Genomic DNA, 10,924 nt, shown 5'->3' with positions numbered 1-10,924 from the left:
GAAGCTAAGCCTTTCAGCGCCGATGGTACTGCAGGGGGGACCCTGTGGGAGAGTAGGACGCCGCCGAACAATCATTGTGGGAAAGCCCCGCACCTTATGGTGCGGGGCTTTTCTGCGTTTACGGGCCCGTTCCTCCCCCGGGAGGAGCCGGCCGAGCGCAGCTCGGGATCAGAGCTTGCCGGCGGCCTTCAGGGCGAGATACGCGTCCGCGAGGGCCGGGGCCAGGTTGTCGGGGGTGGCGTCGACGACGGTGACGCCGTGGCGCTGGAGCTGTTCCGCGGTGCGGGCGCGCTGGGTCTGGGCCTGTGTCGCGGCGGCGGCCTCGTAGACGCCCTCGATCGTGCCGCGCGTACTCGACATGCGGGCGACGTGGGGGTCGGAGGGAGACGCCACCACGACGGTGTGGCGCTGCGTGAGCTGAGGGAGGACGGGCAGTAGGCCCTCTTCCACCGGAGCTGCGTCGAGGCTGGTGAGCAGGACGACGAGGGAGCGGCGCGGGGCTCGGGCCAGGGCGGTGGCGGCGAGGCCACGGGCGTCGGTCTCGACGAGTTCCGGTTCGAGGTTGGCCAGGGCGTCGACCACGGCCGGCAGGACGTCGCTCGCCGAGCGGCCCTGGACCTGGGCGCGGAGGCGGCGGTCGTAGGCCACGAGGTCGACGCGGTCGCCGGCGCGGGAGGCCAGGGCGGTGAGGAGGAGTGCGGCGTCCATCGCGGCGTCGAGGCGGGGAACGTCGCCGACGCGGCCGGCGGAGGTGCGGCCGGTGTCGAGGACGACGAGGATGTGGCGGTCGCGTTCAGGGCGCCAGGTGCGGACGGCGACCGTGGTCTGCCGGGCGGTGGCGCGCCAGTCGATGGAGCGGGTGTCGTCGCCTGGGACGTACTCGCGAAGGCTGTCGAACTCGGTGCCCTCGCCGCGGGTGAGGACGCTGGTGCGGCCGTCGAGCTCACGCAGGCGGGCGAGGCGCGAGGGCAGGTGTTTGCGGCTGGTGAACGGTGGCAGGACCCGGACCGTCCAGGGGACCTGGTGGTTGCCCTGGCGGGCGGCGAGGCCGAGGGGGCCGTAGGAGCGGACGGTGACGCGCTCGGCGCGGCGGTCACCGCGGCGGGTGGGCCGCAGGGCCGTGGTGATGCGGCGGCGTTCGCCGGCGGGGACCGTCAGCTGCTGGCGACCGGGGCTCTGGGCGCTGCTCGGGGGCCAGGCGTCGCGGAGCTGGGCGCGGAGGCGGCGGCGGGACGGGTTGGTGACGGTGAGCTGGACTTCGGCGCCGTCACCCAATCGAACTGATGTATCACCACTTCGAGTGAACTGGAGCGTTCGCACTGGCGCGGCCATCGCGTAGTCGCACAGAATTGCGAGTGTGAGCGGAGCGTTCACCGCGAGCATCCCGGTCCAGCTGGGAGCGAGGATGCCCACGGGGAGCGACCCGATGGCGGCGAGCAGGGCGGTTCGTCCGGTGAGGGCCATGGGGTGCCGTTCTCAGCGGGGTACGGGGACGTGGGCGAGGATCGAGTTGAGGACGGAGTCGGAGGTGACTCCCTCCATCTCCGCCTCGGGCCGCAGTTGGATGCGATGGCGCAGGGTCGGCAGGGCCAGGGCCTTCACGTCGTCCGGGGTGACGTAGTCCCGGCCGGTGAGCCAGGCCCAGGCGCGGGCGGTCGACAGCAGGGCGGTGGCTCCTCGGGGGGAGACGCCGAGAGTGAGCGAGGGGGAATCACGCGTGGCACGGCAGATATCGACGACATAGCCGGCGATCTCGGCGGAGACCGAGACCTTGGCGACGGCTTCGCGGGCGGCCTCGATTTCGGCGGGGCCGGCGACGGGGCGGACTCCGGCGGCCTTCAGGTCGCGGGGGTTGAAGCCCTGGGCGTGCCGGGTGAGGACGTTGATCTCGTCCTCGCGTGAGGGCAGCGGGACCGTCAGTTTCAGCAGGAAGCGGTCGAGTTGGGCCTCGGGCAGCGGATAGGTGCCTTCGTACTCGACGGGGTTCTGCGTCGCCGCGACGAGGAACGGCTCGGGCAGCGGGCGGGGCGTTCCGTCCACGGTGACCTGGCGTTCCTCCATGGCCTCCAGGAGCGAGGACTGGGTCTTCGGAGGGGTGCGGTTGATCTCGTCCGCGAGCAGCAGGTTGGTGAACACCGGGCCGGGCTGGAAGGAGAACTCGGCGGTCCGGGTGTCGTAGACGAGCGAGCCGGTGATGTCGCTCGGCATCAGATCGGGGGTGAACTGGACGCGCTTGGTGTCGAGTTCGAGCGCGGAGGCGAGAGCGCGCACCAGGAGGGTCTTCGCGACGCCGGGGACTCCTTCGAGCAGGACGTGGCCCTTGCACAGGAGGGCGACGACGAGACCGGTGACGGCGGGGTCCTGGCCGACAACGGCCTTCCCGATCTCGGTGCGCAGGGCCTCCAGGGAGGCGCGGGCGCCGTCCGAGCTCGTAGCGGTCTCAGGGGTCGGGGCGCTCATGAGGTGCGTACCTCTCTTTCGAGGGCGTCGAGTTGGTCCGCGAGGCGGATGAGGGCGGCGTCGTCGGCGGGAGCCGGGCCGAAGAGGAGGTCCCGGTGGACCGTGGGGGCCGTGGGGAGCCGGGCGGAGAGTGCGGAGAGGAGCAGATCGGGGGAGTGGGCGTCCTTGCCGGGGACGCCGAGGAGCGGGGCGAGCCGGTCGCGGGTCGCGGTGCGCAGGACGGTGGCGGCGCGGTCGCGGGCGTCGGTCTTGCGGTAGAGGCGGGCGCGGCCCTCGGTGGTCTCGGAGGCGCGGATGGCGACGGGAAGCCGTTCGGGTACGAGGGCGCCGAGGCGGCGGCCGCGCCAGACGGCGGCGAGGACGGCCGCGACGGCGAGCTGGAGCGTGCCCCACAGCCAGCCGGAAGGAATCAGTTCGAGGAAGGTGGCCTCGGGGTCCTGTGGGGCCTCGGTGGCGCCGGGTACGTCGGCGAGTGAGGGGAGGTACCAGACGAGATGCGGCCGGGAGCCGAGGAGTTGCAGCGCGAGGGACGCGTTGCCCTGGTGGGCGAGGCGCTTGTTGAAGAGGAGTTCGGGGGAGCCGAGGAGGACCGTGTCGGCCGTGCCCTTGCCGGGGAGGCGGACGAGGGTGGGCAGGCCGTCGGAGAGGTAGCAGGAGTCGGCGGTGGCCGTGCCGGTGTGGTAGCGCTCGCCGCCGAGGTCGACGCTTCCGGCGCGGGTCGCGGCGGGCAGTGGGCAGCCGGGCTCGAGAGGGGCGACGGCCACGCTCAGGGCGGTGCTCGTTCCGGGCGCGAGGGTGCTGAGGGAGGACGGGCCGGGGCCCAGGAGGACGGTGCGGCCGGCGGAGCTGGTCATCGCCCGGCGCAGCGCGGTCTGTTGTTCCGGCGTGAGCAGGTCGGGGGTCGTCACCAGCAGGGTGGTGTCGGCGCCGGTGGCGGCGATCGCCTCGGTGAGGGTCTCGGCGACGTCGACGGTGACGCCCTCGGCCTTGAGGAGTTCGGCGACGGCGCGACTGCCGTAGGGGTCGGCGGAGCGGGGGTCGAGGCGGCCGTGGTGGCCGCTGGAGCGCATCGTGGCCAGCACGGTGCCGCCGATCAGCAGCAGGGCGAGCACCAGGAGGGCGCTCCGGACTCGGTTCCAGATCTGGCGGGGCGTGAGCGAGGTGGAGGTGCTGGTCGTGGCCGGCCGGCTCATCGGGGCGCCTCCGTGAAACCGGTGGCGGCGGTCGTGGCAAGCGTCGGCTTCGTCCGCTCCAGGGCGCTGTCCAGCTGCTCGATGCGGCGGTACGCGGGTTCGTCGGCGCTGCGGCCGCCGTATGTGACGTCGTCGAAGGCGCGGGCGGCGGCGCGCAGTCCCTCGGCGTGGGTCGGCAGGGATCGGCCTGCTTCGGCGGCGGCTTCGTCGGCGGTGCGGCCCGGGCGCGGGTCGAGGAGGGTGCGTTCCTCGAGGGAGCGGACGATGGCCCGCATGCGTTCCTGGACGGCCTGGTTCCACTGGCCGGCCGAGGCGTGGCGGCTCGCGGCGGCGCGGTGTTCGGCGGCGGTGCGGGGGCCGTCGTCGAAGAGGGAGTCGCCGGCGGTGGCGGGCGTGCGGCGGGGGGTGCCGAGGCGCCACCAGAGGGCGGCGATCAGGGCGAGCACGACGACGGCGACGGCCACGAGACCGACGACGCCGCCGGGCGTCGCTCCGGCGGCGCTGTCGAAGAGGTCGCCGACCCAGTCCCAGAAGCGGTCGATGCCGCGCTGGAGAAGGCTGGGATCGTTCTCGTGGTACATCGGTTCGGACAGTTCGCGTTCCGCCGCCTCCCGGGCGGGGACGCGCGGAATGTCCACCGGTGTGTCACCGGTCGTGCCCCCCGTGATCGTCACGCCATCAGCCTCCGTAGCCGGGGAGTCCGGCGGCGCGGGCGAGTTCGAGGTCGAGGGCCTCGCGGCGGATGCGCTGGTCGATGTAGAGGAGGACGGCGACGCCCGCGGAGAGCGGGTAGGTGAGGGCGCCGGTGATGACTCCGCCGATGCCCGTGATGATCAGGAACGCCCAGCTGGTCTCCGGGACGGTGCCGTTCATGATGTCGCTGATGCCGTCCCCGGCGACGGCCATCGCGACGAAGACGAACGGAAGCGCGACGATCATCGTGAAGAGGAAGATCAGCAGCTGGGTGAGGAGGCTGATGCCGAAGATGCGCCACCAGGAGCCCTGCACCAGCTTGGCCGAGCGCTTGAGGGCCTTCATGACGCCCTGACGCTCCAGCATGAGCGCGGGAGAGGCCAGGGACAGACTGATCGTCAGCCACATCACGGCCACGAAGGCGCAGGCGCCGCCGACGAAGGCGAGGGTGTCTCCGGCGTTACCGCCGAGGAGCAGCCCCGGCAGGAGCCCGACGAGCATGATGGCGCCGGCCGCCAGCGGTACCAGCAGGGTCAGTCCGAGCAGCTGGAGCAGCCGCGGGCGGGCCTCCCGCCACGCGTCGCCGAGGGTGACGGGGCGGCCGAGGACGGCGCGGCTGATGACGACGGTGAGCAGCGCGGAGCTGAAGAGCCCGGCGGCGATCATGATGACGTACGTCGGGCCCATGCCGATGAGGCTGTTCTTCAGGGATTCGAGGCTCTGGGAGAGCTGCTCGGCCGGGCTGGCGTCCTGGTCGATCGCCACGGGCGCGGGAGCGAGATAGCGCTGGGCGAGGATGTCCGCGACCTGCACGATGACCGCGACGGTGATGGTGATGGCCAGGACGGTCTGCCAGTAGCGGCGCATGGTCGTCACGGCGCCGTCGAGGATGTCGCCCAGGGTCAGTGGGCGCAGCGGGATCACGCCGGGCTTCGCGGGCGGCGGCGCTCCCCAGTGCCCGTACGGGGGTCGGCCCCAGCCGGGGCCGCCGTGCGCGGGCGCCGGAGGCGGCGGCGGGACGTCGTGGCCGGGAGCGGTGGGCGGCTGCCACTGGCCGGCGGGCGGCTGGTTGCCGGACCACTGCGGGGCAGGGCCGTTCGCGTCGCCGGGCGAGGCGGGCCGGGGGACGCCGGCGCCGTCGTGGCCGTCGGAGGGCGCAGATCCGGGCGAGGTCCAGCCCGGAGTGTCGTTCACGGTCGTCCACCTCGAGGAATGGTCGCGGGGCCGGATCGCCGAACCGGCTCGGTCTCTGCAGCCGTACGCCTGTCGGGGCGGCGGGCCGGGAGCCATCGTGCCACGCGTGCCCCGCCGACGGGCGGGCCCGACCCTTCTGAGGCCCCTTCCTTACGGGGCGGGCCGCGAGCAGACCGTACGGACGCCGATCATTGCGGGGCGAACCATGGAGGGGACGGGACGGAACGGGACGGGGGCGACGGTGAGGCGGTCGGTGTGTGTGGGCGCCATGGTCGTTCCCGTTGCGGCCAGGCGGCCAGGCGGCCAGGGGCTCAGGGCCTCTGCTGCGAGCGGCCCGGGCCGCGGGAAGGTACTGCGGCGGGCCGTACCGCAGTGGTCGGCCTTGCCGAGGCGCTCTTCGCCGTAGATGACGTCCAGAGGGGAGCTGTGGTGCTCCAGCGGGAAGCCCAGCAGGTGCCGGGCCTTGGAGGTCGTGGAGGCAGGATGCCAGGTGTCTCCGCTGACAACGCCCGGTCGGGAGCCGGGCGGGCCGGGCGGGGGATTGATTGAGCCAGTCTTCCCATAGGCCGCAGCGGGTACCTCGGGGTACGGTTCTGGGCGACCACGGGGGGCACGAGGCTGACATCCTTGTCTGACATCGACACCCACAGACACCGGCGGTTCACGGCGGGCACACACGGACGTCACCGCAGGTCAGTGAGGTATCTCACCAGCCGCCTTGAGACTGATACGGAAATGGGATGATGTCGATATGAAGGGACGCGTTCTTGTCGTCGATGACGACACCGCACTGGCCGAGATGCTCGGGATCGTGCTGCGAGGTGAAGGGTTCGAGCCGTCGTTCGTCTCTGACGGCGACAAGGCGCTCGCGGCGTTCCGGGAGGCCAAGCCGGACCTGGTGCTGCTCGACCTGATGCTGCCCGGGCGGGACGGCATCGAGGTGTGCCGGCTCATCAGGGCCGAGTCCGGGGTGCCGATCGTCATGCTCACGGCCAAGAGCGACACCGTCGACGTCGTGGTCGGACTGGAGTCCGGAGCCGACGACTACATCGTGAAGCCGTTCAAGCCGAAGGAGCTCGTCGCCCGCATCAGGGCGCGGCTGCGGAGGTCGGAGGAGCCGGCGCCCGAGCAGCTGGCCATCGGGGACCTGGTCATCGACGTGGCCGGTCACTCCGTGAAGCGGGACGGGCAGTCCATCGCCCTGACGCCGCTGGAGTTCGACCTGCTGGTCGCGCTCGCCCGCAAGCCGTGGCAGGTGTTCACGCGCGAGGTGCTCCTGGAGCAGGTCTGGGGCTACCGGCACGCGGCCGACACCCGTCTGGTGAACGTGCACGTGCAGCGACTGCGCTCGAAGGTCGAGAAGGACCCGGAGCGCCCGGAGATCGTGGTGACGGTCCGCGGTGTCGGTTACAAGGCGGGGCCCAGCTGACATGAGCGCAGGCAGTGCTGCTCCGAAGGCCGGGGACTCGCGGGTCCGTACGGGGCGGGCTGCCGGACCGGGGCGGGGGGGCTCGCGTTTCGGCCGTCTGTTCCAGGACGGGACCCCGGGCGGGCCCGTGTTCCGGCTCGTCGTGCGCTGGGTGCGCCGTCCGCTGCTGCCCGCCGTACGGCTGTGGCGGCGCAACCTGCAGGTGCGCGTCGTCGCGGGCACCCTGCTCATGTCCCTCGGAGTCGTGCTGCTCCTCGGCCTGGTCGTCATCGGCCAGGTGCGCAACGGTCTGCTCGATGCCAAGGAGAAGGCAGCGCAGAGCCAGGCGGCCGGCGGGTTCTCGGCCGCCCAGGACCGGGCGGCAACCACGCCGTCCGCGCCGGGCGAGCAGGACGGCGGCCGCACCGGCGCGTCGGTGAACTGGCGCTCGACGCTGGTCGAGCAGCTGGCCAGCGGCGGCCAGAGCGCCTACAACGTGGTCGCGCTGTCCCTGGAGACCGGGGACACGGCCAGCCGCGGCGCCCGCGCGTCCGGCGAGGTCGACCCGACCACCAGCATCCCCGCCGACCTGCGGCACAACGTCGCGCAGGGCACCAGCACCTTCCAGAAGTTCGCGCGGATCCACTACACCAGCGGCAAGGCCTCCGAGCCGGGCCTGGTGATCGGCAAGCGGCTCAACGACGCCGACGGCACCCCGTACGAGCTGTACTACCTCTTTCCGCTGACGCAGGAGGAGGACTCCCTCGCCCTGGTCAAGGGCACCCTCGCCACGGCAGGACTGTTCGTCGTGGTGCTGCTGGGCGCGATCGCCTGGCTGGTGGTGCGCCAGGTCGTCACACCGGTGCGGATGGCCGCGGGCATCGCCGAGCGGCTGTCCGTCGGCAAGCTCCAGGAGCGGATGAAGGTCACCGGCGAGGACGACATCGCGCGCCTCGGCGAGGCCTTCAACAAGATGGCGCAGAACCTCCAGCTGAAGATCCAGCAGCTGGAGGACCTGTCGCGGATGCAGCGGCGGTTCGTCTCGGACGTCTCGCACGAGCTGCGCACCCCGCTGACGACCGTACGGATGGCGGCCGACGTCATCCATGACGCGCGGGCCGACTTCGATCCGGTGACGGCGCGTTCCGCCGAGCTGCTGGGCGACCAGCTCGACCGTTTCGAGTCGCTGCTGTCGGACCTGCTGGAGATCAGCCGGTTCGACGCGGGCGCCGCCGCGCTGGAGGCAGCGCCGATAGACCTGCGTGAGGTGGTACGGCGGGTGATCGGCGGCGCCGAGCCGCTGGCCGAGCGCAAGGGCAGCCGGATCGTCGTCGTCGGCGACGAGCAGCCGGTGGTGGCCGAGGCGGACGCCCGCCGGGTCGAGCGGGTGCTGCGCAACCTGGTCGTGAACGCCGTCGAGCACGGCGAGGGCCGGGACGTCATCGTGAAGCTGGCCGCCGCGGGCGGGGCCGTCGCCGTCGCCGTACGCGACTACGGCGTGGGCCTCAAGCCCGGCGAGGCGACCCGGGTGTTCAACCGGTTCTGGCGTGCCGACCCGGCACGCGCGCGTACCACCGGGGGTACGGGCCTCGGCCTGTCCATCGCGGTGGAGGACGCGCGGCTGCACGGCGGCTGGCTCCAGGCGTGGGGCGAGGCGGGCGGCGGCTCCCAGTTCCGGCTGACCCTGCCGCGGACGGCGGACGAGCCGCTGCGCGGTTCCCCGATCCCGCTGGAGCCGGAGGACTCGCGGCGCAACCGCGAGCAGGCGGCGGCCGGCGCGGCGCCAGGATCGGGTCCGGGCAGGGGCACGGCCTCCGGTACGGGCTCCGCCGGCGGCGGAGCGGGTGCCGGGGCGCGGCTGTCGGCGGTGCCCGTGCAGCCGGCCGGGGACGGCCCGGCCCTGCCCGTACCGCCGCGGATGCCGCCGGCGCCACGGGCCACGGTGGATCCGACGGCGCTGCCGGGCAGTGGCGCGCGCGTGGTGGCCCGCCCCTCGGAGCAGGCGGGGAGCACCGCGGCCGGGGGCGGCGACGGCGAGGGTGGTGAGGTGATGGCGTCGACGCGCGCCGAGCGGGAGGACGGTACTGGTGGGCGCTGACCTTCGAGGGAAGCGGGAGACCCTGGGGCGGGGAAGGCCGGTGCGAGGCGTGGTCCTCGCGGCGTGCGGTTCGCTGCTGGTGGCCGGGTGCGCGACCATGCCGGACAGCGGTGACGTACAGACCGTGAAGGCGTCCAACCCGGGTGACTCGCAGGTGCGCGTGTACGCCGTGGCGCCCCGTGAGAACGCCGATCCCGACGAGATCGTCGACGGCTTCCTCGAGGCCATGACGAGTGACGACCCCGGCTTCGCCACGGCGCGCAAGTACCTGACGCGGCAGGCCGCGCGGACCTGGAAGCCGGAGGAGAGCATCACGGTGCTCACCAACGCGCCCGGCCGCGACCAGGCCGACCGCATGGCCGATCCGGAGAACAAGGGGCGGACGTATCCGCTGTCCGGGCGGCAGATCGCGACGGTCGACGCGAGCCACGCGTACCAGCCGAAGGCGCCCGCCGAGTACAACCAGTCGATCCACGTCGTCCAGCAGCCCTCGGCGGACGGCAAGGGCAAGGAATGGCGCATCGACAACCTGCCGAAGGGCCTGGTGCTCGGCGAGGCGGATTTCCTGCGCAACTACCGGTCGGTCAACAAGTACTACTTCGCCTCCGGTGAGAACTGGGTGGTCGCCGACCCCGTCTACATCCGGCAGCGGCAGGACCCGGTGACCCGCATGGACCCGGTGACGCAGACCGTCAAGGCGCTCCTGGAGGGCCCGACGGGCTGGCTGGAGCCCGCCGTCGACTCGCGCTTCCCGTCCGGGACGGAGCTGCGCGAAGGCGTCACCACGCTCACGACGGACGACCAGTCGACGCTGAAGGTGCCGCTGAACGCCAAGGCCGACCACGTGAGCGCACTCGCCTGCAAGGGCATGGCGGCGCAGCTGCTGTTCACCCTGGGTGACCTGACGTCGGTGCGGGTCGAGCAGGTCGAGATCCAGGGCAGCAAGGGCGATCGGCTGTGCCTGCTCGGCAAGGGCCAGGCGCGTGACGAGTTCTCGCCGGTCCGGAACCCGGGCCGGGGTGAGAACCCGTACTTCGTCGACGAGCACGGCAAGCTGATGATGCTGTCGGTCGACGGCCGGCAGCCCGACAAGCCGGCCGAGGTGCCCGGCCCGTTCGGGAAGGGCGTGGTCGCGCTGCGGTCCGTCGCGGTGGACCGCGAGGAGAGCCACGCGGCGGCGGTCCTGCAGGAGGGACGGGAGCTGCGGGTCGGTTCGATCACCACCGACGAGGAGTTGCCGGCGCCGGTCGTCACCAGTGCCGGGCTCAGGCCCGATGACCGGCTGTCGGCGCCGAGCTGGGACGGCCGCGGCGACCTGTGGGTGGCCGACCGCAACAGGCTCAAGCCGCGCCTGTGGATGGTGCCCGGCGGTCAGGGCGAGCGGATCGAGGTCAGTACGCCGTGGCTGCGGGACGGCGCGCGGGTCGAGTCGCTGCGGGTCTCCGCCGACGGCGTGCGCATCGCGCTGCTCGTCACCAAGGACGACCGCACCACCCTGCAGATCGGACGGGTCGAGCGGACCTTCGTCGAGGGCCGGCAGCACGTCGCCGTCACGGACCTGGAGAACGCGGCGCCGCGCCTGGAGTCCGTCACGGCCGTGTCGTGGGCGGGGCCGAGCCGGCTCGTGGTGGTCGGCACGGAGGCCGGCGGCGTGCAGCAGGTGCGGTACGTGCAGACGGACGGCTCGACCTCGGCCACGTCGGTGCTGCCGGGCCTGAACGGCGTCGACGCGGTGGCCGCGCCGCACGGCGAGCAGGCTCCGGTGGTCGCGGACTCCGGGAACGACGGCATCGTGCGACTCGCGCCCGGCGCGAACTGGCAGCCCGTCGTCAAGGAAGGCGGCTCGCCGGTCTACCCGGGCTGAGCCGGCCGGCTCCG

Annotated in this window: 8 protein-coding genes; 3 read left to right on the top strand and 5 right to left on the bottom strand. The window is 72.8% G+C overall.

Annotated elements, in window-relative coordinates; all coding sequences use genetic code 11:
- Positions 1-168: 168 nt before the first annotated feature.
- The 5 genes from ACFWJO_RS10740 to ACFWJO_RS10720 are packed head-to-tail and all read right to left on the bottom strand — an operon-like array spanning position 169 to position 5,540.
- Entirely contained in the window at positions 169-1,464 is a 1,296-nt protein-coding gene (locus tag ACFWJO_RS10740; protein WP_386864352.1) for a DUF58 domain-containing protein, read from the bottom strand.
- Between the two features lie 12 nt (positions 1,465-1,476).
- Positions 1,477-2,460 carry an AAA family ATPase gene (locus ACFWJO_RS10735; protein ID WP_386864351.1) on the bottom strand — a complete coding sequence of 328 codons (984 nt, stop codon included), beginning with the start codon at positions 2,458-2,460 and terminating at the stop codon, positions 1,477-1,479.
- Positions 2,457-3,653 (bottom strand): DUF4350 domain-containing protein, encoded by a 1,197-nt coding sequence (locus tag ACFWJO_RS10730; RefSeq protein ID WP_386864350.1) that lies wholly within the window; start codon positions 3,651-3,653, stop codon positions 2,457-2,459. The genes ACFWJO_RS10735 and ACFWJO_RS10730 overlap by 4 nt, the downstream gene beginning before the upstream one ends.
- Positions 3,650-4,327 (bottom strand): DUF4129 domain-containing protein, encoded by a 678-nt coding sequence (locus ACFWJO_RS10725; RefSeq protein ID WP_386864349.1) that lies wholly within the window; start codon positions 4,325-4,327, stop codon positions 3,650-3,652. Before ACFWJO_RS10725 ends, ACFWJO_RS10730 begins: the two co-directional genes overlap by 4 nt.
- Before the next feature lie 4 nt (positions 4,328-4,331).
- A complete protein-coding gene (locus tag ACFWJO_RS10720; RefSeq protein ID WP_386864348.1) occupies positions 4,332-5,540 on the bottom strand; it encodes a hypothetical protein in 1,209 nt (402 codons plus the stop codon).
- A gap of 751 nt (positions 5,541-6,291) precedes the next feature.
- On the opposite strand from ACFWJO_RS10720, the gene mtrA reads away from it, so the two are divergent.
- From mtrA to ACFWJO_RS10705, 3 genes are all read left to right on the top strand, one after another.
- On the top strand, positions 6,292-6,969 hold the full coding sequence (mtrA, locus tag ACFWJO_RS10715) for a two-component system response regulator MtrA (protein WP_030250475.1): 678 nt from the start codon (positions 6,292-6,294) through the stop codon (positions 6,967-6,969).
- A gap of 1 nt (position 6,970) precedes the next feature.
- The gene (gene mtrB, locus ACFWJO_RS10710; RefSeq protein WP_386864347.1) at positions 6,971-9,046 is read left to right on the top strand and encodes an MtrAB system histidine kinase MtrB; all 2,076 of its coding nucleotides are present in this window, start codon (positions 6,971-6,973) and stop codon (positions 9,044-9,046) included.
- A 97-nt stretch (positions 9,047-9,143) separates the two neighbouring features.
- Positions 9,144-10,910 carry an LpqB family beta-propeller domain-containing protein gene (locus ACFWJO_RS10705; protein ID WP_386864362.1) on the top strand — a complete coding sequence of 589 codons (1,767 nt, stop codon included), beginning with the start codon at positions 9,144-9,146 and terminating at the stop codon, positions 10,908-10,910.
- Positions 10,911-10,924 lie beyond the last annotated feature (14 nt).

The organism is Streptomyces sp. NPDC127092, from assembly GCF_042722475.1.
Taxonomy (GTDB): domain Bacteria; phylum Actinomycetota; class Actinomycetes; order Streptomycetales; family Streptomycetaceae; genus Streptomyces.
The sequence above is the reverse complement of the archived record's forward strand: the minus strand, read 5'-3'. Positions and strand labels throughout refer to the sequence as shown.